The organism is Emcibacter sp. SYSU 3D8 (assembly GCF_039655875.1).
GTDB lineage: Bacteria > Pseudomonadota > Alphaproteobacteria > SMXS01 > SMXS01 > RI-34.
The window spans coordinates 290,852-315,097 of sequence record NZ_JBBYXK010000004.1 but is presented as its reverse complement, the minus strand read 5'-3'; the positions used below and the strand labels follow the sequence as shown (position 1 = coordinate 315,097).

General features: G+C 66.7%; 22 protein-coding genes and 1 tRNA gene. 10 read left to right on the top strand and 13 right to left on the bottom strand.

The features are described 5' to 3' along the window. The first annotated feature begins 52 nt into the window (after positions 1-52). The 5 genes from addB (at position 53) to WJU21_RS15445 (ending at position 8,727) form a co-directional block, all read left to right on the top strand. Positions 53-2,986, top strand: coding sequence for a double-strand break repair protein AddB (addB, locus tag WJU21_RS15465; protein WP_346324350.1), 2,934 nt, complete (start codon positions 53-55; stop codon positions 2,984-2,986). Further along, a complete protein-coding gene (addA, locus tag WJU21_RS15460; RefSeq protein ID WP_346324349.1) occupies positions 2,983-6,369 on the top strand; it encodes a double-strand break repair helicase AddA in 3,387 nt (1,128 codons plus the stop codon). The genes addB and addA overlap by 4 nt, the downstream gene beginning before the upstream one ends. Before the next feature lie 74 nt (positions 6,370-6,443). Next, positions 6,444-6,764 carry a thioredoxin TrxA gene (trxA, locus tag WJU21_RS15455; RefSeq protein WP_346324348.1) on the top strand — a complete coding sequence of 107 codons (321 nt, stop codon included), beginning with the start codon at positions 6,444-6,446 and terminating at the stop codon, positions 6,762-6,764. An 81-nt stretch (positions 6,765-6,845) separates the two neighbouring features. Next, positions 6,846-7,259 carry an NUDIX hydrolase gene (locus WJU21_RS15450; RefSeq protein WP_346324347.1) on the top strand — a complete coding sequence of 138 codons (414 nt, stop codon included), beginning with the start codon at positions 6,846-6,848 and terminating at the stop codon, positions 7,257-7,259. A 94-nt stretch (positions 7,260-7,353) separates the two neighbouring features. After that, positions 7,354-8,727 (top strand): aromatic ring-hydroxylating dioxygenase subunit alpha, encoded by a 1,374-nt coding sequence (locus WJU21_RS15445; RefSeq protein ID WP_346324346.1) that lies wholly within the window; start codon positions 7,354-7,356, stop codon positions 8,725-8,727. Positions 8,728-8,801: 74 nt separating this feature from the next. Here WJU21_RS15445 and WJU21_RS15440 read toward each other — a convergent pair whose 3' ends face one another. From WJU21_RS15440 to aroA, 12 genes are all read right to left on the bottom strand, one after another. Continuing rightward, positions 8,802-10,064 (bottom strand): folylpolyglutamate synthase/dihydrofolate synthase family protein, encoded by a 1,263-nt coding sequence (locus tag WJU21_RS15440; RefSeq protein ID WP_346324345.1) that lies wholly within the window; start codon positions 10,062-10,064, stop codon positions 8,802-8,804. Then, complete coding sequence (gene accD / locus WJU21_RS15435; RefSeq protein ID WP_346324458.1) at positions 10,061-10,939, bottom strand: acetyl-CoA carboxylase, carboxyltransferase subunit beta; 879 nt, start codon at positions 10,937-10,939, stop codon at positions 10,061-10,063. The genes WJU21_RS15440 and accD overlap by 4 nt, the downstream gene beginning before the upstream one ends. Before the next feature lie 35 nt (positions 10,940-10,974). Continuing rightward, positions 10,975-11,829, bottom strand: coding sequence for a tryptophan synthase subunit alpha (gene trpA / locus WJU21_RS15430; protein ID WP_346324344.1), 855 nt, complete (start codon positions 11,827-11,829; stop codon positions 10,975-10,977). Positions 11,830-11,831: 2 nt separating this feature from the next. Further along, complete coding sequence (gene trpB / locus WJU21_RS15425) at positions 11,832-13,052, bottom strand: tryptophan synthase subunit beta (RefSeq protein WP_346324343.1); 1,221 nt, start codon at positions 13,050-13,052, stop codon at positions 11,832-11,834. Further along, positions 13,049-13,702, bottom strand: coding sequence for a phosphoribosylanthranilate isomerase (locus WJU21_RS15420; RefSeq protein ID WP_346324342.1), 654 nt, complete (start codon positions 13,700-13,702; stop codon positions 13,049-13,051). The genes trpB and WJU21_RS15420 overlap by 4 nt, the downstream gene beginning before the upstream one ends. 47 nt (positions 13,703-13,749) lie before the next feature. Beyond that, positions 13,750-14,475, bottom strand: a complete 726-nt coding sequence (gene pyrF, locus WJU21_RS15415) for an orotidine-5'-phosphate decarboxylase (protein ID WP_346324341.1) — start codon at positions 14,473-14,475, stop codon at positions 13,750-13,752. Next, positions 14,475-14,753 carry a LapA family protein gene (locus tag WJU21_RS15410; protein WP_346324340.1) on the bottom strand — a complete coding sequence of 93 codons (279 nt, stop codon included), beginning with the start codon at positions 14,751-14,753 and terminating at the stop codon, positions 14,475-14,477. The genes pyrF and WJU21_RS15410 overlap by 1 nt, the downstream gene beginning before the upstream one ends. Before the next feature lie 39 nt (positions 14,754-14,792). After that, positions 14,793-15,074, bottom strand: a complete 282-nt coding sequence (locus WJU21_RS15405; protein ID WP_346324339.1) for an integration host factor subunit beta — start codon at positions 15,072-15,074, stop codon at positions 14,793-14,795. Between the two features lie 72 nt (positions 15,075-15,146). Then, on the bottom strand, positions 15,147-16,046 hold the full coding sequence (sppA, locus tag WJU21_RS15400; protein ID WP_346324338.1) for a signal peptide peptidase SppA: 900 nt from the start codon (positions 16,044-16,046) through the stop codon (positions 15,147-15,149). A gap of 152 nt (positions 16,047-16,198) precedes the next feature. After that, positions 16,199-17,914, bottom strand: a complete 1,716-nt coding sequence (rpsA, locus tag WJU21_RS15395) for a 30S ribosomal protein S1 (protein ID WP_346324337.1) — start codon at positions 17,912-17,914, stop codon at positions 16,199-16,201. Positions 17,915-17,942: 28 nt separating this feature from the next. Next, on the bottom strand, positions 17,943-18,608 hold the full coding sequence (cmk, locus tag WJU21_RS15390) for a (d)CMP kinase (protein WP_346324336.1): 666 nt from the start codon (positions 18,606-18,608) through the stop codon (positions 17,943-17,945). Beyond that, positions 18,605-19,927: a 3-phosphoshikimate 1-carboxyvinyltransferase gene (aroA, locus tag WJU21_RS15385; protein ID WP_346324335.1), complete on the bottom strand. Its 1,323-nt coding sequence runs from the start codon at positions 19,925-19,927 to the stop codon at positions 18,605-18,607. The genes cmk and aroA overlap by 4 nt, the downstream gene beginning before the upstream one ends. Before the next feature lie 157 nt (positions 19,928-20,084). Between aroA and WJU21_RS15380 the strand changes: the two genes are divergently transcribed. The 3 genes from WJU21_RS15380 (at position 20,085) to modA (ending at position 21,726) form a co-directional block, all read left to right on the top strand. Continuing rightward, positions 20,085-20,417, top strand: coding sequence for a TIGR02300 family protein (locus tag WJU21_RS15380; RefSeq protein ID WP_346324334.1), 333 nt, complete (start codon positions 20,085-20,087; stop codon positions 20,415-20,417). 76 nt (positions 20,418-20,493) lie between these two features. Further along, positions 20,494-20,569, top strand: a tRNA-Ala gene (locus tag WJU21_RS15375). A gap of 410 nt (positions 20,570-20,979) precedes the next feature. Further along, entirely contained in the window at positions 20,980-21,726 is a 747-nt protein-coding gene (modA, locus tag WJU21_RS15370; RefSeq protein ID WP_346324457.1) for a molybdate ABC transporter substrate-binding protein, read from the top strand. Positions 21,727-21,739: 13 nt separating this feature from the next. On the opposite strand, the gene WJU21_RS15365 is transcribed toward modA, so the two are convergent. Then, the gene (locus WJU21_RS15365; protein WP_346324333.1) at positions 21,740-23,245 is read right to left on the bottom strand and encodes an SPOR domain-containing protein; all 1,506 of its coding nucleotides are present in this window, start codon (positions 23,243-23,245) and stop codon (positions 21,740-21,742) included. A 314-nt stretch (positions 23,246-23,559) separates the two neighbouring features. Here WJU21_RS15365 and WJU21_RS15360 point away from each other — a divergent pair, with 314 nt between their 5' ends. After that, on the top strand, positions 23,560-23,973 hold the full coding sequence (locus tag WJU21_RS15360; RefSeq protein WP_346324332.1) for an Hsp20 family protein: 414 nt from the start codon (positions 23,560-23,562) through the stop codon (positions 23,971-23,973). 31 nt (positions 23,974-24,004) lie between these two features. Beyond that, entirely contained in the window at positions 24,005-24,220 is a 216-nt protein-coding gene (locus tag WJU21_RS15355) for a DUF1150 family protein (protein ID WP_346324331.1), read from the top strand. Positions 24,221-24,246: the final 26 nt, after the last annotated feature.

Genomic DNA, 24,246 nt, shown 5'->3' with positions numbered 1-24,246 from the left:
GCGCCCGGCATTTCACCCCACCTGACACCGTAAATTGCGGGACTCACGTCCCATGACCAGCCCATCCGTCTTCACCATTCCGGCTGGCATCTCGTTCGTCGATGCGCTGGCGCGCGGACTGATGGTCCGTTACGGCGCCGATCCGCTGGCGCTGGGCCGGGTGCGGGTGCTGCTGCCCACCCGGCGCGCGGCGCGGACCCTGCGCGAGGCCTTCCTGCGGCTGTCGGACGGCAAGGCGCTGATCCTGCCGGTGATGCAGCCGCTGGGCGACGTGGACGAGGGCGAGTTGTCCTTCGCCACCGACGGCGCCGATGCGCTGGATGTGCCGCCAGCGATCCCGGCGCTGGAGCGCACGCTGCTGCTGGCGCGGCTGGTGCAGGCCTGGCGGCTGACCGATGGCGACGGCGGCGACGAACCGTCGCAGGCGTTCCGGCTGGCGGCGGAACTGGGCAGCTTTCTCGACCAGGTCCAGACCGAGGGCTGCGATCTGGCCGACATGCACGCCCTGGTGCCGGACGACTTCGCCCATCACTGGCAAAAAACCATCAGGTTCCTCGAAATCCTCGCGACCTCGTGGCCAACGATACTGGAGACGCGCGGCTACCTCGACCCTGCCGCGCGCCGCGACCGTCTGCTGCGGCTGCTGGCGGCGCGCTGGACGGCGGCGCCGCCAGCGACACCGGTCATCGCCGCCGGCTCGACCGGCTCGATTCCCGCCAGCGCCGACCTGATCGGCGTCATCGCGCGGCTGCCGCAAGGCGCGGTGGTCCTGCCCGGCTTTCAGCGCGACATGGATGTGGAGAGCTGGGAGGCGCTGGCCCCCTCGCACCCGCAATTCGGCATGAAGCAGCTTCTCGCCCGCATGGCGGTGGACCGGGCGGAAGTGGAACCATGGACTGGCGAGGCGCAAGCGCCGCCGCCGCGCGCCGCGCTGCTGAACGAGGCCATGCGCCCGGCCGAGACCACCGCCGCGTGGCAGAACCTGGCCGTCGACCGGGCTGCCGCGCTGGCCGGCCTCTTCCGCATCGATGCGCCGACCCCCCAGGAGGAAGCGGGCGCCATCGCGGTGATCCTGCGCGAGGCGCTGGAGCATCCGGGACGGACCGCCGCGCTGGTCACGCCAGACCGCGACCTGGGCCGCCGGGTCGCTGCGGCGCTGCGGCGCTGGGACATCGCCATCGACGATTCGGCGGGCACGCCGCTGCCCCAGACCCAGGCCGCGGCCTTCCTGCGCCTGACCGCCGACATGGCGGCAAGCGCGGCTGCGCCGGTGCCGCTGCTGGCCGCGCTGAAACATCCGCTGGCGGCAGGCGGATTGGATCCGGGCCGCTTCAGGCGGCATGTGCGCGACATGGAGCGCGCAGTGCTGCGAGGTCCCCGGCCCGCGCCCGGCATCAAGGGGCTGGGCCGGGCGCTGGCAACCGCCGATCCGCCGGTGCGTCCCGGGCTGATTGCCTGGTGGGATGACGTCGCCGCCAAGATCGGGCCGTTCATGGCGCTGTTCAGCCAGGGCGAGATCGCCCTGCCCGAGCTGATCCGGGCCCATGTGCAGCTGGTCGAATCACTGGCCGCGACCGCCAGTGAAACCGGCGCGGCGCGGCTGTGGGTCGAGGAGGCGGGTGAAGCCGCCGCCGCGTTCCTGGAGGAATTCATCCACACCGCCGAGGGCACGCCGATCGAGGCCCGGCACTATCCGGCGCTGCTCGATGCCGCCATGCAGGACGGCGTGGTGCGCCCGGCCTATGGCCGCCATCCGCGCCTTGCCATCCTGGGGCCGCTGGAGGCGCGGCTGCATCATGCCGACGTGATGATCCTGGGCGGCCTGAACGAGGGCACATGGCCGCCGCAGGCGTCGGCAGATCCGTGGATGAGCCGGCCCATGAAGCAGCGCTTCGGATTGCCGCCGCCCGAGCGCCGCATCGGTCTCTCGGCCCACGATTTCGTCCAGGGCGCCGCCGCGCCGCTGGTTTATCTGACCCGGGCGGAGAAGGTCGGCGGCGCACCTACCCTGCCGTCGCGCTGGCTGCTGCGCCTCGATGCGTTGGTCGGCCAGGACAATTGGCCGCGGCCGCCCCATCTGGCGTGGCACCGGCGGCTCGACCATGTGGAGCGGCCCGCGCCGCTAGCGCCGCCTGCGCCGACACCGCCACTGTCGGCACGGCCGCGCAGATTGTCGGTCACCCGCATCGAGAACTGGCTGCGCGATCCCTATGCGCTCTATGCCCGGAATATCCTGCGCCTGCAGGTGATGGACCCGCTCGATGCCGACGCGGGCGCCGCCGACCGGGGCAATTTCATCCATCAGGCGCTACATCACTACCTCGAGGCCCATCCCGGCGCGCCGCCACCGGACGGGCTGGAACGGCTGCTGGACTTTGGCCGCGAAGCCTTCGGCACGGTGATCGAGAAGCCACTGGTCCGCGCCTTCTGGTGGCCCCGCTTTACCCAGATTGCCGCCTGGTTCCTCGACCGGCAGCGCGAGCGCCTCGGCATTGCCGCGCCTGTCGCGCTGGAGCGTTCGGGCGCATTGGTCCTGGGCGGCCTGCCCGGCGGCGACTTCACCCTGACCGCCAAGGCCGACCGCATCGACCGGCTGTCCCATGGGCGACTGGAAATCATCGACTACAAGACGGGCCGTGAACCCAGCCGCGACCAGCTGCTGGCCGGTTATGGCGCGCAGATGCCGCTGGAGGCGGTGATGGCCAAGGCAGGCGCGTTCGCCGACCTGGCCGCCGCCGAGGTGGCAGAGCTGGCCTGGTGGAAGCTGAAGGGCGACGCGCGATTCAACGAGATCAAACTGGCGAGCGCGATTCTGAAGGACGAGCCAGGCCTGGAAGAACTGGCTGCCGATGCCGAGGCCGGACTGCGGCGGCTGGTCGCCGCGTTCGATGATCCCGCCGTGCCCTATGTGTCCCGTCCCAACCCCCTGGAAGTGGGCTTCGGCGAGTACGACCATCTGGCGCGCGTCAAGGAGTGGGGCGAATGACCGCCGAACAGGACCGCGCCGCCAATCCGGGCGTCTCGGCCTGGGTCGGCGCGTCGGCCGGCACCGGCAAGACCCACATGCTGACCAACCGGGTGCTGCGGCTGCTGCTGGCGGATGCGCGGCCGCAGGGCATCCTGTGCCTGACCTTCACCAAGGCCGCCGCCGCCGAGATGGCCAACCGCGTCAACGCCAACCTGGCGGCCTGGGCGACCGCACCGGAGGAGAAGCTTTACGATGCGCTGTGCGAGCTGGAAGGCGTGCCGCCCAATACGGCCCGCATGGCCAAGGCGCGCCGGCTGTTTGCCGAGGTTCTGGACGTGCCCGGCGGCCTGAGAATCGAGACCATCCACGCCTTCTGTCAGTCGCTGATGTCGCGGTTTCCGCTGGAGACCGGCGTCGCGCCCCATTTCCAGGTGCTCGATGACCATTCGGCCGCAGAGTTGAGGCAGGAGGCGACCGCCGGCGTGCTCGTCGCGGCACAGACGGGCCGCAATGCCGCCCTGAGCGAGGCGCTGGATTTCGTATCGGCCCACATCACCGACCTGAAATTCGGCGAATTGCTCGACATGCTGGCCGGCAGGCCCGACGCACTGGGTGACGGCAACGATCATTCGGCCATTTTCCGCCTGCTGGGCGCCGACCCCGACATGACGGCCAGCGCCATCGCGGAAGCCGCCTGCCAGGATGCCATGATCGCCGTCGCGGCGCTGCGCCGGGCCACCGCAGCCCTTGCCCGCGGCAGCAAGACCGACCAGCAGCGCGGCGCCCAGATCAACCTGTGGCTCGACCTGGACGTGGCAGGCCGTGTCGCCGGTGTCGAAATCTATTTCAGGGCGTATCTGACAGCCACGTCCGGGTTCAGCCAGCCGCTCAAGACGCTTGCCACCAAGGCCGTCGCGGCCGCGTCGCCAGAAGCTCTGGCCGCGCTCGCCGACGAGGCCGAGCGACTGATCGAGGTGGCCTACCGGCTGAAGGCCGCCCGCGCTGCCCATGCCAGCCGCGCGCTGGCCACCCTTGGCCGGGCGCTGACGCGCAACTACCAGCGGCTCAAGCGGCAGCGCGCCGTACTGGACTATGACGACCTGATCGCCAAGGCGCGCGCATTGGTGACCGGCAATGCACCGTGGGTGCTGTACAAGCTGGATGAGGGCCTGGACCACATTCTGGTCGACGAGGCGCAGGACACCAACCCGGATCAATGGGCGGTGATCGCCGCCCTGGCCCACGAATTCTTCACGGGCGAGGGCGCGAGGGACACCAACCGCACCCTGTTCGCGGTGGGCGACGCCAAGCAGTCGATCTACAGCTTCCAGCGCGCCGAGCCTGCCCAGTTCGAGGAGATGCGGCAGGTGTTCCAGCACCGGGTGACACAGGCCGAAAAGGTATTCCACCACGGCGCGCTGACCCTGTCGTTCCGCTCGACCGAGGCGGTGCTGAAGCTGGTCGATACCGTGTTCGAGAAGGATGAGGCCAGAATCGGCCTGGTCTTCCGCGAGCAGGAGGCGCGCATCGCCCACGAGGCCCACCGCAAGGATGTCCCCGGCCTTGTCGAATTGTGGCCCACCGAAGTGCCGCAGGAAGTCGAGACGTCCGGCAACTGGGAGCCGCCCGTCGCCCGCCGGGAGATCAAGCCGGCCGACACGCGGCTGGCCGACCGCATCGCCCGGCAGATTGCCCACTGGTTGAGTTCGGGCGAAAAGCTGGAGTCGAAGGACCGGCCGATCCTGCCCGACGACATCATGATCCTGGTGCGCCGACGCAACGACTTCTTCACCGCAATGGTGCGGGCCCTGAAGCGGGCGGGCGTGCCGGTGGCGGGCGTGGACCGCATGGTGCTGACCGACCAGCTGGCGGTCATGGACCTGCTGGCGCTGGGCCGGTTCGTGCTGATGCCCGAAGACGACCTGACCCTGGCCGTTGTGCTCAAATCACCGTTGGTCGGGCTGTCCGAGGACAATCTGTTCGCGCTGGCGCATGGCCGCGACGGACGATTGTGGCAGGCGCTGTCCGACCGCCGTGACGAACCGGCCTTCGCGGCGGCCCGGTCGTTCCTCGACGGCTGCCTGGCGCGCGCCGACCGTATTCCGCCCTACGAATTCTTCGCCCAGGTGCTCGACACCGGCAGGCGGCGCGCCATGCTCGAGAGACTCGGACCCGACGCGCTCGATCCGCTCGATGAGTTCCTGGCCTTGGCCCTCGACTACGAGCGTAGCCATCCACCGTCGCTGCAGGGCTTCATCCACTGGGTCGAGGCCGCCGAGACCGAGGTGAAGCGCGAGTTGGAGCAGGGCAAGGGCGAAGTGCGGGTGATGACGGTACACGGCGCCAAGGGCCTGCAGGCGCCCATCGTGTTCCTGCCCGACACCTGCGGCATTCCCAATGAAGGCCGCGACATCTACTGGCTGGACGACCCGGGCGGAAAGCCTGTCCTCGCCTGGCCGATGAACAAGGATAACGCCGTCGGCGCCATCGCCGACGCCAGGGACGCGGTCAAGCGCAAGCGCGACGAGGAATACAACCGCCAGCTCTATGTGGCGCTGACCCGCGCCGGCGACCGGCTTTATGTCTGCGGCTACGAAACCCAGCGCGGCCGGTCGGCCAATTGCTGGTACAATCTGGTTGCCGACGCCTTCGACCGGCTGGAGGCCGAGGCGGCCGAGGATTTCGACGGCAATGCGGTGCGCCGCTTCCGCATGGGCGCGGGCAAGGTCGAGCCCGACAAAAAGGCCGCCGTCGCCGAACTGGCACTGACACCGCCGGACTGGCTCACCTCGCCGCCGCCGCCCGAGCCCGCGCCCGTCCGCCCGCTGGCGCCGTCGCGGCCGTCGCTGCCGGAGATGCCGGTGCGCAGCCCCATGGACGCGACCGACCGGGAGCGGTTCCTGCGCGGCACCCTGCTCCACCGGCTGCTGCAATGGCTGCCCGACATGCCGCCCGGCCAGTGGCACGGCGCGGCGCTGCGGTTCCTGCGCCAGCCCGGCCACGGCATTCCTGAAACCGCTGTGCTGCGCTGGACCGATGAGGTCATGGCGGTGCTCGAGGATCCGGCCTGCGCCGCCTTGTTCGGCCCCGGCAGCGCCGCCGAAGTGCCCGTCACCGGCCTGCTGGGCACAATCGCCATCAGCGGCCAGATCGACCGGCTGGCGGTCACGGAGACCGAGGTGGTGATTGTCGATTACAAGACCAACCGGCCGCCGCCGGTGCGCGCCGAGGACGTGCCGCCGCTCTATCTGAGGCAGCTGGCCGCCTACCGCGACCTGATGCGCCGCATCTATCCGGACCGGCCGGTGCGCTGTGCGCTGCTGTGGACTGACGGGCCGTCGCTGATGACCCTGCCCGACCGGCTGCTCGATCCTCATGGCCAAGTTACGCCGGCGGTCTGACCTGCCCTTGACCAACCGGGTCACCGTCCCTACTTTTGGTGGCCAAGCACATCCCGTGATCAAGGAATATCCCCATGGCCACCAAGAAGATTACCGACGACAGCTTCCAGGCCGACGTTCTCGACGCGTCGGGAATCGTGGTTGTCGACTATTGGGCCGAGTGGTGCGGTCCCTGCAAGCAGATCGCCCCCGCGCTCGACGAAATCGCCGAGGAGATGGGCGGCACGCTGACCATCGCCAAGCTCAACATCGACGAGAATCCCGTGTCGCCGACCAGCTATGGCGTGCGCGGCATTCCCACGCTGATGCTGTTCAAGGACGGCGAGTTGCGCGCCACCAAGGTCGGCGCCCAGCCCAAGAGCAAGATCGTTCAGTGGATCAACGAGTCGATCTGACCCGTGTCCGCATAGCGGTTCGAAAGGGCGCCTGCGGGCGCCCTTTTTCGTTCGGGGGATTTCTTTGGGGCAGGTTGGGGAATGGACGACTTCAGCGGCGCCAAGATCGCGCTTTTCCTGGGTGACCACGTGCTGGTCTATCAGCGCGACGATTTTCCCGGCCTGCGCTATGCCGGCATGTGGGACCTGCCCGGTGGCGGCCGCGAAGGCGATGAGACGGCGGTCGAATGCGCGCTGCGGGAGCTGGAGGAGGAATTCGGCATCCGCGTGCCGGCCGACGCGATTGGCTGGCACCGGATCTATCCTTCGGCCGACTTCACCGGCTTGTCCGCCCACTTCTTCGTCGGCACCATGACCCAGGGCCATGTGGATGCCGTTGTCTTCGGCGACGAAGGCCAGCAATGGGCACTGGTGCATATCGACGAGCTGCTCGCCCGCGAAGATTTCGTCTCGCACTACCGCGACCGCTTGCGGGACTATCTGGACAGCCGATAGCCGCGCGATTTTTGTTCATTTGACCAACCCGGTGGATTGCCGCCGTTGGATAACGGATGTTATGCTTTCTCCCGCCGTTGCAGGGGAGTGCGCGATGAACATCGAGTCCAGGCAACCCAAGGCCGCCAGTGTCATGGGTCCATTTTACCAGGAAATCATCGCCAGGGACGGCGACGCGCCGCCGGTGCTGAAGCTGGAGGCCGGCGTGCCCCAGACCAGCGAGGACATTCCGCTCGAGCGGTTCACCTCGCAGGACTTCTTCGATCTCGAGATGAAGAAGATGTGGCGCAAGGTGTGGCAATATGCCTGCCGCGACGAGCATCTGCCCGAGGCCGGCGATTACTATGTCTACGATCTGGGCCGCCATTCCATCGTCATCGTGCGCCAGGAGGACGGCGGCCTGAAGGGCTATCACAATTCCTGCCTGCACCGCGGCACCAAGCTGAAGCCTTCGGGCTCGTCAGGCTATTCGGCCAGCCTGCAATGCCCCTATCACGGCTGGACCTGGAACCTGGACGGCACCCTGAACGAGGTGCCCTGCGCTTGGGAGTTCCCGCATCTGGACTACGAGAAGAACCGGTTGCCCGAGGTCCAGGTGGATGTGTGGAACAGCCTGGTGTTCATCAACATGGACCGGGAAGCGCCGCCGCTGCTCGATTATCTGGAAGTCCTGCCGGAGCACTGCGGAAACTGGGACTTCACCGACTGGTATGTGAGCGTGCATGCCCGCAAGGAGCTTGCCTGCAACTGGAAGGCGGCGCAGGAGGCGTTCATCGAGGGCTATCACGGCCCGATGGTGCATCCGCAGCTGTCCGGGAGCGCGGCCCAGCAGCAACACGACATCTTCGGCGATCATGTCAGCCGCGACCTGGTCGCGCTCGGCGTCAAGACCAGCCGCGGCGGCGTCGAGATGACCGAGCAGCAGGTGCTCGACGGCATGCTGATGGGCGATCGCTCGCTGGTCGACGGCGAAAAGCCGAAGGTGCCGGACGGCAGCACCGCCCGCGAGGTGATGGCGAAGCAGATGCGCGATGCCTATCTGACCCGGTTCGGCATCGACCTGTCGGGCATGTCGAACTCGGAGGTACTCGATTCCATCAAGTACAGCCTGTTCCCCAATCTGTTCATCTTCACCGGAATCTCGCTGCGCATCCTCTACCAGTATCGGCCGCTGGGGAACGATCCGGACCGCTGCCTGTTCGACATCCTGTTCATGCGCCCGGTGCCCAAGGGCGAGACCCGCCCCGATCCTGCGCCGGTGACCTATGTGCAGGAGCACGAATCCTACCGCGACGTGCCCGGCATGGACCCGGGCTTTGGCCTGTTGTTCGACCAGGATACCCAGATCATGCGCTGGCAGAACGAGGGCAACCACGCCACGGCAAAAGGCGCGATCACCTATTCCAACTACATGGAATCCCGCCTGCGCCACCTCCACAACACGCTGGACAAATATCTGGGGAAATAGGGGCTTTTTCCCCACCCTCAGCCGTCATCCCGGCGAAGGTGTTGTGTCCCGGAGGGTTGGGTTGATAGCTTTGGTTACTCGGGGATCATCCCCGAGGCGTTCAGCACCTGCCCTGCCAAGTAGAGCGATCCACAGATCAGCACCTCGTCGGCGCTGCACGCCGACAGCGCGGATTGGACCTCCGGAAAGGCTTGCGCCTTCAGCCCGACGCGCCGAGCCAGCTCCGCCAGATTCTCCGGATCGTGGCAGGCCTCGCCGTCGATGGGCACCGTCTTCACCGACGCGGTGACCGGCGCCATCAGCCGCAGATATTCGGCGGCGTCCTTGCCTTCCAGCATGCCGACGACCAGGTCCAGCTTGCGCCCCGCCAACGCCTGCGCCAGCGCCTCCGCAGCATGCGGGTTGTGGCCGCCGTCGAGCCACAGGCGCGTGCCGGTCGCCAGCAGGTCGAGCAGTGGACCGCGGATGATCGGCTGGAGCCGGGCCGGCCATGTCACCGTCTTCAGCGCGGCCTCGATCCTGTCCTGCGACGGCGCGATGCCCAGCGACCGCAACGCCGCCAGCGCCAGGGCCGCATTGCCGATCTGGTGCGCGCCGGCAAGCGCCGGCACGGGCAGGCGCAGTTCCCCCGCCGCATCGGCAAACGTCCAGCCATCGCCATCGGCGGCAGCCTTCCAGTCCCTGCCCGCGACCTTCAGCGGCGCGTCCGCGCCCGCCGCCTCGGCCTCGATAACCGCCAGCGCCTCGGGTGCTTGGGCGGCCGAGAATGCGGGCGTGCCGGGCCGGATGATGCCGGCCTTCTCGCCGGCGATGCCGGCGAGGCTGTCACCGAGGAAATTCTGATGATCGAGGCCGATCGGCGTGATCAGGGTGGCCAGCTTGCGCTCCAGCACGTTGGTGGAGTCGTAGCGACCGCCCAGGCCAACCTCGACGATACAATAATCCGCCTCGTCCTCGGCGAAAGCGAGGAATCCCGCGACCGTGGTGATCTCGAAGAAGGTGATGGGCTGGCCGGCGTTAACGGCTTCGCAGCGGGTCAGGATGTCGACCAGACGCGCCTCGGAAATCAGGCCGCCGGACAGCCGGATGCGTTCGTGGAAGCGCACCAGATGGGGCGAGGTGTAGGTCTGCACCCGCTTGCCGCCCGCCTCCAGCATCGCCCGCAGATGCGCCACCGTGGAGCCCTTGCCGTTGGTGCCTGCCACGTGAAGCACGGGCGGCAGCTTGAGGTGCGGGCTACCGAGCGCGGCCAGCAACCGTTCGGTGCGGCCGAGCGACAGGTCGATGAGCTTGGGATGGAACGTGTGCAGCCGGGCGAGAAGCGTATCGCTGCTCAATTGGCGGCAGCTCCGCGTCTGGTCCTGGGCGGCGACGGCAGCGCGAGTTGCTTGTCGTCGCGCCGGCCGCCCATCAGCAGGCGCAGCACAGCGGCCAGTTTCGCCGGCAGCTCGTGGCGGTGCACGATCATGTCGATCATGCCGTGCTCAAGCAGGTATTCCGCGCGCTGGAAGCCCTTGGGCAACTGCTCGCGCACCGTGCTTTCGATCACCCGCGGTCCGGCAAAGCCGATCAGTGCGCCCGGTTCGGAAATCTGGATGTCGCCCAGCATGGCATAGGACGCCGTGACGCCGCCGGTGGTCGGATCGGTCAGCACCACGATATAGGGCAGGCGCGCCTCGCGCAGCATCTGCACGGCGACAGTGGTTCGCGGCATCTGCATCAGCGACAGGATGCCTTCCTGCATGCGCGCGCCGCCGGACGAGGTGATCATCACGAATGCGGATTGCTCGTTCACCGCCCGCAATGCGCCGGCGACAAACGCGTCACCCGCCGCGATGCCCAGCGAGCCGCCCATGAAGGCAAAGCTCTGGATGGCGACGACGGCGGGGATGCCGCCGATCTTGCCCTCGGCGACGGTGACCGCGTCCTGCTCGCCGGTTTCGGCGCGGGACGCCTTGATCCGGTCGATGTACTTCTTCTTGTCGCGGAACTTCAGCGGGTCGTCGGCCTGTTTCGGCACGGCGATGGGATCATAGGAGCTGCCGTCGAACAGGGCGGCGAAGCGGTCCTTCGCCGGCAGCTTGTGGTGATGGCCGCAATGGGGGCAGACATATTGCGCCGCGACCATTTCCTTGTGATAGATCATCTGGCCGCAATTGACGCAGGTGTCCCACTTGACCTCCTCGGAGCCCGGGCGCTCGCGCCGGAAGATGGTGCTGAGCTTGGCGCGCCCCTTCTTCAGCCAGTTCAACGTGCATCTCCCGCAGCAACCGGATGCTTCGCCCGGTGCACGCCCGACGCCAGGCCACCGACAAAGGCAAGTACGTCATGGATGCCGGAATCGCTCAGCATGCCGCTGGGGCCCAGATTCTTCGCAATCCTGTCAATGATCGCCGAGCCGACAACGGCGCCATCGGCGACCGAGGCGATTTCGGCAACCGCGTCGGCGGTCCTGATGCCGAAACCGACAACCACGGGAAGGTCGCTCTTGGCGGCAAACCGTTTGCGCGCCCTGCCGACCGCATCCAGCGCGCCCTTGGCGGCGCCGGTGATGCCGGTGACGGAGACGTAGTAGAGGAAGCCGCTGCAATTGGCGATGACCCGCTCGAGCCGCTTGTCGTCGGTGGTCGGAGTCAGCAGCCGGATGAAGCGCACGCCCGCCCTGACGGCCGGCTCACACAGTTCAGCGTCTTCCTCGGCCGGCAGGTCGACGATGATCAGCCCGTCGACTCCCGCCTTGACCGCATCGGCGAGGAACGCCTCGACGCCGTATTTGTAGATCGGGTTGTAGTAGCCCATAAGCACGATGGGCGTGTCGTTGTCGGTCTTGCGGAAACGCTCGACCATGCCCAGCGTCTTGCGCAGGGTGTGGCCCGCCGCGAGGGCGCGCAGGCCGGCCGCCTGGATTGCCGGGCCATCGGCCATGGGATCGGTGAACGGCATGCCCAGTTCGATGATGTCGACACCCGCCCCCGGCAGACCGGCGAGAATCGCCTCGGACTGTTCGAGATTGGGATCGCCCGCCGTGATGAACGACACGAAGGCGGCGCGGCCTTCGGCGCGCAGGTCGGCGAAACGGCGTTCAATGCGGCCTGGCGTCATGGTCAGATCTTCGCTCCCAGGGCCTCGGCGACGGTGAAGATATCCTTGTCGCCGCGTCCGCTGAGATTGACAACGATTAAGTGATCGCTGGGCAGGTTTGGCGCGACCCTGGCCACATGAGCGAGCGCATGGGACGATTCCAGCGCCGGAATGATGCCCTCGAGCTGGCAGCAGAGCTGGAATGCCTCGAGCGCCTCATCGTCTGTCGCCGAGACGTACTCCACGCGGCCCACATCGTTGAGCCAGCCATGCTCGGGCCCGACGCCGGGATAATCCAGGCCTGCCGAGATGGAATGGGCCTCGGTGATCTGACCGTCGTCGTCCTGCAGCAAATAGGTGCGGTTGCCGTGCAGCACACCGAGACTGCCCGCCGATATCGAGGCCGCGTGCTGGCCGGTCTCGATACCATGGCCCGCCGCCTCGACAGCCGTCATGGCGACGCTGTCGTCGTCGAGGAACGGATGGAACAGGCCGATGGCGTTGGAGCCGCCGCCGACGCAGGCGATCAGGGTGTCCGGCAAACGGCCCTCGGCCGCCAGCATCTGCTCGCGGGTTTCATGACCGATCACCGACTGGAAATCGCGCACCAGTTCCGGATAGGGATGCGGACCGGCAACCGTACCGATCAGATAATAGGTCGAGTCCACATTGGTCACCCAGTCGCGCAGCGCCTCGTTCATGGCGTCCTTCAGGGTCCGGGCTCCCGAGGTGACCGGAACGACCTGCGCGCCCAGCAGGTTCATGCGGAACACGTTGGGCTTTTGCCGCATAATATCGGTCTCGCCCATGAAGATCACGCATTCCAGGCCAAAGCGCGCCGCTACCGTGGCCGTCGCCACGCCGTGCTGGCCGGCGCCGGTCTCGGCAATGATCCGCTTCTTGCCCATGCGCTGGGCGAGCAGGATCTGGCCGATGCAATTGTTGATCTTGTGCGCGCCGGTGTGATTCAGCTCCTCGCGCTTCAGGTAGATTTTCGCACCGCCGAAATGCTCGGTCAGCCGCTCGGCGAAATACAGCGGGCTGGGACGGCCGACGAAGTTCTTCATCAGGTCGTCCATGCGCGCCTTGAACGCCGGATCGGCCTTGGCGTCGCGGTAGGCGTTGTCCAGGTCCAGGATCAGCGGCATCAGCGTCTCGGCCACGTAGCGGCCGCCGAACAAGCCGAAATGGCCGTCCGCATCGGGAAGGCTGCGATAGGAATTGGGCCGTTCGGGTTTGTTCATGATGTTGCGTTCCGTGCCGCCTTGATAAACGCCTCGATCTTCGCCGGGTTCTTGACTCCCGGCCTGTCCTCGACGCCGGACGAGACATCGACGAACCTGGCGCCGCTCTGTTCCACGGCATCGGCCACGTTGTCGGCCGTCAGGCCGCCGGCAAGAATCCAGCCCCGCTTCCAGGTTTCCCCGGCGATCAGCTTCCAGTCGAAGGAGAGCCCGTTGCCGCCCGGCAGCGCGAGGGGCATAGCTTTAGGTGGTTTCGCATCGAACAGCAAGAAATCCGCCGTATCCTCATAGGAATGCGCCCGTGCCACATCATCCGGCCCCGCTATGGCGACGGCCTTGAAGACAGGCTTGCCGGTGCTGGCGCGGATTTCGGCGACACGGTCCGGCGTTTCCGCTCCCTGCAGCTGGATGATATCCAGCGGCACGGCGCGCAGAACCTCTGCCAGCGCCTCGTCGGTCGGATCGACGAACAGACCGACCTTGCGCACGCCCTGCGGCACGATCAGCGCCAACGCGCCGGCCTCTTGCGCGCTCACGGCGCGGGGTGACCGCGGATAGAACACGAAGCCCACATAGCCCGCGCCGGCATCGATGGCAGCCCGCAGGCCGTCGGCAGTGCTAAGGCCGCATATCTTGACGTCGACAGTCATGTCCGGATCCGATGGTTCAGCCACAGATAGGACGGCGCGTGGCCGGATCAACCGGCGACGGCGGTGTCGAGCGACTCCGCGATGGACTGCGCCGCCAACCGTGGATCGGCCGCCGCGATGATCGGACGCCCGATCACCAGGTAGGTGGCGCCCGCGTCGGCAGCCTCACGCGGCGTCATCACCCGCTTCTGGTCGCCACTCGCGCTCCCGGCGGGGCGGATGCCCGGCACCAGCAGGATCAGGTCCGGGCCGCAGGCATGGCGGATCGGGACAATCTCCTTCGGCGAGCACACCACACCGTCCAGACCGCTGTCCTGCGCCAGTCGGGCCAGGCGCACCACCTGGTGCTCGACGCTTCCGGCGACACCGGCCGCATGAAGGTCGCTGTCGTCCAGGCTGGTCAGCACGGTGACGCCCAGCAATTTGGGCCGCGGCACGCCGGCCTTCGCCGCGGTCTCGCCTGCGGCGTCCACCGCGGCGCGCATCATGGCCTGGCCGCCGCCTGCATGGATGGTCATCATGAACGGCGCCAGCGGCGTCACCGACGCAACCGCACCGGCCACCGTGTTCGGAATGTCATGGAATTTCAGGTCGAGGAATATCGGCATGCCGGTCGCGGCTACCCGGCGAAGTCCCTCGGGTCCCTGTGCGCCGAAGAATTCCAGACCGAGCTTCAGGCCGCCGACGATACCCTTGAGACGGGCGGCCCAGTCCAGGGCCACGTCGAGCGAAGGCGTGTCGAGCGGAACGAAAACCTTGTTCGCGTGTGTCATTACAACCTCGGCATCGGATCATCGATGTCGGCGACCTTGGCCGCCGCGGCCACCTGCTGGCGCTCGCGGCGGCGTTTTCGCATGCCGCCCAGCCACACTGCAAGCCCGCCGCTCAGCGCGCCCAGGAAAAACCCGCCGAACGCCACCGCCGACAGCGGCAGATCGACAGCGTATGGAAATGGCCAGAAATTGACGGGCACGGCGGTGCGGTTCACCACCGCGAACAGCACGACGATGAGAAGCAGCGGCAGGGTGACGATCAGGCGAAACCGACTCATGCCGTCAGCCTAGTTCGGATGAGAGGGCTGGAACAGCGGCTACTTCTCGTTTAACCGCTCACGCAGTTCCTTGCCGGTCTTGAAGAACGGCACGGCCTTGGCGGACACATCGACCGCGTCGCCGGTGCGCGGGTTGCGCCCCAGGCGAGAGGGTCTGTATTTCACGGAAAACGCGCCGAAACCCCGAAGCTCCACGCGATCGCCCCGCGCCAGGGCGCCGGTGATCTCGTCGAAGATCGTAGATACGATTCGCTCCACGGCACGCTGATACAAATGTGGATTGTCTTCAGCCAGCCGCTGGATAAGTTCGGACTTGATCACGTAAGTGTACCCCCGTCGGCAAGAGACGACCGACCCCCAGCACGTCTCGCTCTACCTCTTGTCTCGGAAACCCTAAGGTTGCCAGAGCGCTAGCACTCCGTCAAGTGAAAGCCGGTCGGCCAGGTGTGTGTCGCCGAACACCATGGCCATGGCCCTTTCCATGAACGGAAACTCCTTGTCCTTGTCGGCATCGATCACCGGCAGGTTCCTGGAGAGTTTCTTTTCCTTTTCCAGCCAGGCGATGGCGTCCTGCTCGCCGCCCAACGCGTCGACCAGCTTGAGCGGAATGGCCTGCCGGCCGGAATAGACACGGCCGTCCGTGACCACCGCCAGTTCGTCGGGTGTCAGGTCGCGCCGTTCCTGGACCAGATCCTTGAACCAGTCGAAGGCGTCGTTGACCATCACCTCGATGCTCTGGCGCATGTCATCGGACATGGGCTCGAACGGTGACGGGCCGCCCTTCAGCGGCGCCGATTTCACCTCGTTGACGCTGACGCCGATGGTCCCCATGAGCTTGGAGAATTCGGGCGACTGGAAGATCACGCCGATGGACCCGGTGAGCGAGTTCTCCCGGGCGTAGATGCGGTCGGCGCCGAGCGCCGCGATATAGCCGCCCGATGCGCCCATGCTGCTGATCACGGCGACCACCGGCTTGTCCTCGGCGATCTTTCGCAGCCCCTTGTAGATGATTTCCGAGCCGACGACCGTGCCTCCCGGACTGTCGATGCGTACGATCACCGCCTTGACGGTGCTGTCCCCGGCGATGTCGTCGAGCACTTCCTCGCGCTTCTTCTCGTCCATGATCACGCCGTCGATGTTGACCCGCGCGATATGCGGCAACACGCCTTTGCCCTTGCTGCCGAATACGGCGAGCGCGAGGCCCACCACCAGCAGCAGCGCCGCCACCCGCCAGAACGCCAACCGGCGCTTCAGCTTCCTGCGGGCCAGCAGTTCATCGACATCGATGGCCATTCGTCACTCCCTCACATCCAGGGTCATCATAGAGAAAGCCCTCTCGCCTGAGAACAGGCGAGAGGGCTTTCGAAGTCGTCTCTCACCAGGAGAGATTTCTCTCGTCGCAGCTTTCATGCGGCCAGGCGAATCCGCCCGGCCTGAAAAGCATTTTAGTCGTTGGCTTCCCGGCGGGCCTTATCCATGGCCGCGCCCAGAATGTCGCCGAGGCTGGCGCCGGCATCGGCCGAACCATACTGGGCAACCGCCTTCTTCTCTTCCTCGATCTCCAGCGACTTGATCGAAAGGGTGATCCGGCGCGAGGACTTGTCGACGTTGGTCACCAGCGCATCGACCTTGTCGCCGACGGCGAAGCGGTCGGGACGCTGGTCGCCGCGATCGCGGGCCAGGTCGGAACGGCGGATGAAACCCGGGAAGTCGCTGTCACCGAACTTCACCTCGAGACCATTGTCGGTCACGGCGCTGATGATGCAGGTGACGATCGAGCCCTTCTTGGTGCTGGACGACACGCCGGCGAACGGATCGCCGCCGAGCTGCTTCACACCCAGGCCGATGCGCTCTTTCTCCATGTCGATATCGAGAACGATCGCCTTGACGGTATCGCCCTTCTTGAAGTCCTTGATCGCCTCGTCGCCCGAACGGTTCCAGTCCAGATCCGACAGATGGATCATGCCGTCGAGATCGTGGTCGAGGCCGATGAACAGACCGAATTCGGTGATGTTCTTGACCTGGCCTTCGACGGTCGAGCCGACCGGATATTGTGCGGAGAACGACTCCCACGGATTTTCCTGGACCTGCTTGAGGCCGAGGCTGATGCGGCGCTTCGACGGATCGACGTCGAGGACCATGACCTCGACTTCCTGGCTCTGCGACACGATCTTGCCGGGGTGGACGTTCTTCTTGGTCCACGACATTTCGGAAACGTGCACCAGACCTTCGACACCGGGCTCCAGTTCCACGAAGGCGCCGTACTCGGTGATGTTGGTGACACGGCCGGTGAAGGTCGCGCGGACCGGGTACTTGAGGTCGATGCCATCCCACGGATCGGCCTCGAGCTGCTTCATGCCCAGGCTGATGCGCTGGCTTTCCGGGTTGACCTTGATCACCTGGACCTTGACGGTCTGGCCGATGCTCAGCACCTCGGTCGGGTGGTTGATGCGGCGCCACGACATGTCGGTGACGTGCAGCAGGCCATCGATGCCGCCCAGGTCGACGAACGCGCCGTAATCGGTGATGTTCTTCACGACACCGTCGAGCACCTGGCCTTCATGCAGGTTCGACAGCAGCTCGGTGCGCTGCTCGGCGCGGGTCTCTTCGAGGACGGCGCGGCGCGACACGACGATATTGCCGCGGCGACGGTCCATCTTCAGGATTTGGAAGGGCTGGGTGATGCCCATCAGCGGCGTGACATCGCGCACCGGGCGGATGTCGACCTGGCTGCCCGGCAGGAACGCCACGGCGCCGTCGAGATCCACGGTGAAGCCGCCCTTGACGCGGCCGAAGATGATGCCCTCGACGCGCGAGCTGTCGCCGGCTGCGTCTTCGAGGCGGTCCCAGGCTTCCTCGCGACGGGCGCGCTCGCGGCTGATCACCGCTTCGCCCATGGCATTTTCCATGCGCTCGAGGAACACCTCGACGGTATCGCCGACGTTCAGGCTCTGGCGGCTGCCGACGGGGCCGAATTCGGCGACGGGGATGCGACCTTCGGCCTTCAGACCGACGTCGACAACGATGACGTCATTCTCGACGCCGACAATGGTGCCCTTTACGACGGTGCCTTCGATGGCTTCGCCACCGCCAAAGCTTTCGTCCAGAAGGGCCGCGAATTCATCGCGAAGCGCGGTGTTCGCGCTGGTGTTGGTAGACATGCTGTTTAAGCTCCTGCTTCTTCAGATGTTACAGGCCAGCCGGTTTTTCCGGCGGTCTTTCTGCCATTGCCTTGCGGACGGCAGACTCAACAACGGCTTTCGCCGCTTCAAAGGCGGCTTCTATAGACAGATTCGAGGTATCGAGCAAGTGCGCGTCCATGGCGGGCGCGAGCGGCGCGACCGCACGGCGCGTATCGCGCCGGTCGCGCGCCTCGATATCCTCGAGGATGCGGTGCTCGTCCGCGGCCTTCCCGCGCGCCCTCAGTTCGTCGGCGCGGCGTCTGGCCCGTACGGCCGCGGCGGCCGTCACGAACAGTTTGGCGTCCGCTTCCGGGCAGATCACCGTTCCCACGTCCCGTCCATCCAGTACCGCGCCGCCCGGCTGATGCGCGAAGGTCCGCTGGTAGTCCAGCAGCGCGGCGCGTACATCCGGCATGGCGGAGACGATGGAGGCTGCCTCGCCGGTTGTCTCGTCACGCAGGCCCGGATCGTCGAGGTCGGCGGCGCTCAGTGCCCGCGCCGCGCGCCCGGCGGCAGCCTCGTCACCCAGGTCGGCGCCGTCCCGGAGCAGCTTGCGGGCAACCGCCCGATAGAGCGAACCGGTGTCGAGGTGAGGCAGGCCGTAATGCCGGGCCAACAGCCGGGCCAGAGTGCCCTTGCCCGACGATGCCGGCCCGTCGATGGCGATGATCACGCCGCCTCCAGCCGGGCCCCGGCGCTGGCCATCAGGCCGGCGAAGTCGGGGAAGGAGGTGGCGATCATCTCGTCCTCATCCACGGTCACCGGCTTTCGCGAGGCGCAGCCCAGCACCAGGAACGACATGGCGATGCGGTGATCCATGTGAGTCTCGACGGTGCCGCCGCCGGGCACATCGCCGGGCCGGCCATCGACGATCATCCCGTCTTCCAGCTCCTGGAAGGCAATGCCGTTGGCGGCGAGGCCCTTCGCCATGGCGGCGATCCGGTCGGATTCCTTGACCCGCAATTCGCCGAGGCCGCGCATGGTGGTGCGTCCCTGGGCGAAAGCCGCGGCAATGGCCAGAATCGGATATTCGTCGATCATGCTGGGCGCCCGCTCGGCCGGCACGTCCACGCCGCGCAGGGCACTGGAGCGCGCCGTGACGTCGGCCACCGGTTCGCCGCCCTCGATGCGGCGATTGGTGATTTCCAGCAACGCACCCATCTCGATCAGCGTCTCGAACAGGCCGGCGCGCAGCGGATTGACGGAAATGCCGGTGACGGTCAGCTCGGAGTCCTCGGTGATCAGCGCCGCCACCAGCGGGAACGCCGCCGAGGACGGATCGCCCGGCACCGCCATGGGCCGACCGCGCAACTCGGGCTGACCGTCCAGCGCGATGACATCGCCTTCCGCCGTGCGCTCGACGCTTACGCTCGCTCCGAAATGGCGCATCATGTTTTCAGTGTGGTCGCGGGTCGCCTGCTTCTCGACGACGATGGTCCGGCCGGGCGTGTTGAGCCCCGCGAGCATCACCGCCGACTTCACCTGCGCCGACGGCACCGGCACCACGTACCGGATCGGCATCGCCATGGCGGCGCCTTCGACAGTGATCGGCAACCGGCCGCCCTCGGCGGCGGTGAAGCGCGCGCCCATCTGGCGCAAGGGCGTCATCACCCGTTCCATGGGCCGCTTGCGCAGCGAGGCGTCGCCGGTGAACACGCTGGTGAACGGATGGGTGGCTACCACGCCCATGAGCAGCCGCACGCCGGTACCCGCATTGGCAAGGTCCAGGATATCCGACGGCGCCCGTAGGCCGCCCACGCCGGTGCCGTACACCGTCCAGGCGCCGTCGGCGCCGCGCGTCACTTCGGCGCCCAGCGCCCGCATGGCGCGGGCCGTCGCCAGCACATCCTCGCCCTCCAGCAGGCCGGTGATGCGCGTCTCGCCCACGGCGAGTCCGCCCAGCATCAACGCCCGATGGGAGATCGACTTGTCGCCCGGCGCCGCGTAGGTTCCGGTCAGGCCGGTGATCCGATGTGCAGTTCGGATGCTCATAATTGTCTTGCCCTTGAGGTTGTGGCGCTCCATCTAGCACAGCCTGCGCGGCGGGCCAATTCCGGTACGCCGCCAAATAGTGCTTTGACACCCGGTGCCGACCGTGGCAATGGGTTTCGCCAATCTCCAAAGACTGATCAGAAAAGTGAGGACAAAGGTGGCCAAGCCTGAGCTGGGAACCAAACGCCAGTGCCCGAAATGCGGCACCCGCTTCTACGATCTGGGCAAGTCCGATCCGATCACCTGCATCAATTGCGGTCAGAACTTCGTGCCCGAGACCATCCTGAAGCCGCGCCGGCCCGTCGCGGAACCGGTCGAGGTCAAGGCCAAGGTCGTCAAGAAGCCCGAACCGGTGTCCGACGACGACGACGACCTTGAGGACAGCGACGATTCCGACATGGACCAGATCCTCGAGATCGAGGACGAGGAAGATGATATCGACGTCGAGGTCGAGGTTGATGTCGAGAACGACTCGGACGATGACAAATAGGCGCTTGACCTTCAGGCGCACCCCGCGCATATAGACGCGGCTTCGGCAGCCCAGCGGGTTCCGAAGCCGCTCCTGGGGGGCTGTAGCTCAGTTGGGAGAGCGCTACAATGGCATTGTAGAGGTCAGCGGTTCGATCCCGCTCAGCTCCACCAGAACCCCAGAAAAAGCCGCCTTCGGGCGGCTTTTTTCATGCCTGGACCACCGGCGCACGCGGTAAATTCCGCAGGGGACCAGAACGCCGTGTCACACCGGGAGAATAGCCATCATCCGGAGGACCGCTCGCTGCCTGTCCCGGCGGACACCGCCATGATGCGGCGGCGAAGCCTGCATGGAAATTTTGCGATCCCAGATGTGCCGGCGCCGAGCGAATCGGCATCACCGGCTCCCGAGCGGTGGACCACGTTCCGCCATGGCGCCGCCCGGGATTTCACTTCTCTGCGCCGCGAAATGCCCTTGCCTTGGAACAGTGCATCCCTACAGATAAGGCATGCACGGGAGCCGATTGTTCAGCCTGTTTGACCCTGCGCGCCGCCGCGCTGTGCTGGCCGGTGCAGCAGCAGCGATGGTCATGACCATGCTGCTTCCGGCTGCGCCGAAAGCCGCGCCGCCGCGGGACGTGACTGTCTTTGCGGCCGCCTCGTTGACCAACGCCCTGCAGGACATCGGCGCGGCCTATACCGGCAAGACCGGCGTGAAGGTGGTGCTTTCCTTCGCCTCAAGCTCGGCGGCCGCACGCCAGATCGAGGCCGGCGCACCCGCCGACCTGTTCATATCTGCCGACACGGACTGGATGGATTACCTGCAGCAGCGCGGCCTGATCGACCCCCCCAGCCGCAGGAACATCCTGTCCAACCGGCTGGTGCTGATCGCGCCGGCGGCCAGCCCGCTGGCATTGAAGGTCGCGCCCGGCTTCGCGCTGGCTGCCGCCCTCGGCAAGGGTGGCCGCCTGTCGACCGGCGATCCTGATTTCGTGCCGGCGGGCCGCTATGCCCGTGCCGCGCTGTCCCGGCTGGGAGTGTGGAAGGATGTGGCCGACCGGCTGCTTCCAGCCGACAACGTGCGGACGGCGCTGGCGCTAGTGGCGCGGGGTGAAGCGCCGCTCGGTATCGTCTATTTCAGCGATGCCGGCGTGGAAGGACGAGTCCGAATCGTCGATGTGTTTCCAGGCTCCAGCCACATGCCCATCGTCTATCCGGCGGCGCTGGTGAAGGGCCACAATCCGGCTGCCGAGGCCTTTTACAGCTATCTCGGGACACCGGAAGCGCGCGCTCTGTTCGAGAAATACGGTTTCGGCGCGGCCAGACCGTAAACCGGCCAGGCGGCTATGGCTGTGTGGCGGTCACGAAGCAGTCAACCTTGCGGGCCTTGAGCCGCTCGCACAATCCGATGGCGGCGGGACGGGTGCTGAAGCGGCCGATCTGCACCCGGTAGAACACGCCTTTCAGCCCCAGATCGGCCTTGTAGATGTACAGCTCGGCAGCATCGAGCAGATCGGCGTTCGCGCCCATCAGCCGCGCCCAGCGGAACCGGGCTTCTTCCTCGGTCCGCCCTGCGCCGACCTGAACCCGCCACTTGTCGCCCTCATGCAGCGCCTCGGGACCGATTTCGGGATGATCCTCGGGCGCTGGCGCTGCCGGCGCTTTCTGCTGCGGGACCACGGACGGCGTCGGCGCGCCGGTCGTCTGGGCGTGCTGCAGTTCGGCGTCCGCGCCTGCCGAGACCGGAACCCGCATGCTCTTGGCAGTCTGACAGGCGATCTTGTCCCCGCTCACGCCATCGCACACCGCCCTGGCCGCGGCCTCACTCTTCAGCGGTCCGGTTCTGACCCGGTAGACGACGGACTGGGGTCCGCCCCCGATCAGCTTCTCCACTTTCACGCCGGCATCACCGAGCAGCCTCGCATGTCCGGCCTCGAGCGACTGGCGCAGTTCCATGGCCTCGCGCTCGGTGCTGAAACTGGCGAATTGTGCCCGGTACTCGACGTTGCGAGAATCGTCGGATTTCGCCAGTGCGGCCGGCGGCGCCCGGGGAGTTGACGGCTCGGGCGGTGTGGCAGACGGCGGCTCGTTCCCGGTTTTCGACACGGCTTGGTGCGCATCCGGTGCGTCTTGCAGCGATGGCAGCGCTATGGCGCCGCGCACCGCGTCGGGACTGATCGGCCACAGGTCGGCGATGGCCAGGTCATCCACCGGGTTGGGCAGCACCGCCGCGTCCAGCTGGCTGGCGAGTTCGCCACTGGCCGGCATGGTTGCCGCCCGGGGCGCCGCGGGCGGCACGACCAGCGTGGCGGCGAGTGTGTCGGCCTTTCCCACATCAGCCGCATCCATGTACGTCCTGACGAGGGTCAGCGCCTCCGTGGCGTCGCGGATACCGGCCTTCGCCGCCAGGCTGAGCCAGGCATGGGCCTGCACGTAGTCTCGGGCGACGAAATCGCCATTCACGTACTGCACACCCAGCAGGTACTGCGACTTGACGTCACCGGCCCGCGCCGCCTGCTGCCAGAAACTGACCGCCTCCTGACCCTGTGGCGGATCGCGGTCGTAGAGCATGGAGCCCAGATTTGCCTGGGCGCCCACATGGCCCTGTTCAGCCGCGCGGCGGTAATATTCCTCGGCCTTGTCCAGGTCCTTGTCGACCGCGACGCCAAGGCGGTGCATCTGGCCCAGGTTGAACAACGCACTCGGATCGCCCTGTTCGGCATCAGGAGCCCATGCGTCGATCGCGGCCCGGAAATCCCCCCGCGCATAGGCAGCCGCACCGGCCTGGAAATCGGCGCGAGCGGGGACGGCCGTGACGGCCAGCAGCAGGGCGGTACCGAGCAACCGCACCACACCACGCCTTTTCCGGGGCCCGGTGCCCGTGCCGCACACCGCCGTACCATGACAAGTGGCCATCTGGGGCAGAATTCCTTGCTATCCGTTCACCACCATTTATAGCGGCAACGTCACCAACAGGCCACTACATAAGCCAATAAGTAACGGTACCATGCGGGACGGCGCCCCATGCCGGGAACCCTGCGCGCGCCCCTTGAACGCCCGCACGCCATAACCACATAGGAAACAAGCGGCGCCGGATTCCGGGCCGCGATCCGAGGGCGCCTTCGGGGCCCAAATCACTGCCCGCTTCAAGGAAGGAGGCCAGCGTGACGCGTGTATCCTTGCTGTCGAGCCCGTTTCTGCTCGGCTTCGAGCGGCTGGAAGGCATGCTCGAACGTGCCGCCCGCTCGGCGGACGACGGTTATCCGCCCTACAACATCGAGCAGACCAGCGAAACGAGCTGGCGCATTGTATTGGCGGTGGCCGGGTTCCTGCCCGAGCACCTGAGCGTCACGGTCGAAGACAACCAGCTGGTCGTCGCTGGCGCACAGCCCGACGACAAGACGCGGACCTTTGTTCACCGTGGCATTGCAACCAGACAGTTCCAGAGGCGTTACGTATTAGCCGACGGCATCGAGGTCGTGCATGCGGGTGTCGAAAACGGTCTGCTGACCGTGGACCTGACCCGGCCGAAAAGCCAACAGGTCATCCGCAAGATCGACATCGTCGCAAAGCCCTAATCCTTGGGACCGGCTCATTAGGAGAGGTCTAATGACTACGACTGAAGTACTGAAGCACATGACCCCGGAGGCCTTCGCGGCCCTGGGTGCCGAAAACACCGTATATCTGCGCCCCATCGTGCAGGACGGAGTCGTGGCGTTCGCCGTGCATACCGCGGCCGGCCAGGCCATCGGACTGATGGAAAGCCCCGAAATGGCCCGCGCAGCCGCGCTCCAGCACGACATGACGGTGGTCAGCGTCCACTGACCGGCATCATCAATTTGGCGTGAAAT

What these genes read in the sequence shown, in the direction of transcription:
- trpB (WP_346324343.1), bottom strand. Translation starts at nt 13,052, where the DNA reads ATGAACAAACCCGAACGGCCCAATTCCTATCGCAGCCTTCCCGATGCG.
- WJU21_RS15410 (WP_346324340.1), bottom strand. Translation starts at nt 14,753, where the DNA reads ATGAGTCGGTTTCGCCTGATCGTCACCCTGCCGCTGCTTCTCATCGTC.
- pyrF (WP_346324341.1), bottom strand. Translation starts at nt 14,475, where the DNA reads ATGACACACGCGAACAAGGTTTTCGTTCCGCTCGACACGCCTTCGCTC.
- addA (WP_346324349.1), top strand. Translation starts at nt 2,983, where the DNA reads ATGACCGCCGAACAGGACCGCGCCGCCAATCCGGGCGTCTCGGCCTGG.
- rpsA (WP_346324337.1), bottom strand. Translation starts at nt 17,914, where the DNA reads ATGTCTACCAACACCAGCGCGAACACCGCGCTTCGCGATGAATTCGCG.
- sppA (WP_346324338.1), bottom strand. Translation starts at nt 16,046, where the DNA reads ATGGCCATCGATGTCGATGAACTGCTGGCCCGCAGGAAGCTGAAGCGC.
- WJU21_RS15450 (WP_346324347.1), top strand. Translation starts at nt 6,846, where the DNA reads ATGGACGACTTCAGCGGCGCCAAGATCGCGCTTTTCCTGGGTGACCAC.
- WJU21_RS15445 (WP_346324346.1), top strand. Translation starts at nt 7,354, where the DNA reads ATGAACATCGAGTCCAGGCAACCCAAGGCCGCCAGTGTCATGGGTCCA.
- trpA (WP_346324344.1), bottom strand. Translation starts at nt 11,829, where the DNA reads ATGACGCCAGGCCGCATTGAACGCCGTTTCGCCGACCTGCGCGCCGAA.
- WJU21_RS15420 (WP_346324342.1), bottom strand. Translation starts at nt 13,702, where the DNA reads ATGACTGTCGACGTCAAGATATGCGGCCTTAGCACTGCCGACGGCCTG.
- modA (WP_346324457.1), top strand. Translation starts at nt 20,980, where the DNA reads ATGGTCATGACCATGCTGCTTCCGGCTGCGCCGAAAGCCGCGCCGCCG.
- aroA (WP_346324335.1), bottom strand. Translation starts at nt 19,927, where the DNA reads ATGAGCATCCGAACTGCACATCGGATCACCGGCCTGACCGGAACCTAC.
- addB (WP_346324350.1), top strand. Translation starts at nt 53, where the DNA reads ATGACCAGCCCATCCGTCTTCACCATTCCGGCTGGCATCTCGTTCGTC.
- WJU21_RS15355 (WP_346324331.1), top strand. Translation starts at nt 24,005, where the DNA reads ATGACTACGACTGAAGTACTGAAGCACATGACCCCGGAGGCCTTCGCG.
- trxA (WP_346324348.1), top strand. Translation starts at nt 6,444, where the DNA reads ATGGCCACCAAGAAGATTACCGACGACAGCTTCCAGGCCGACGTTCTC.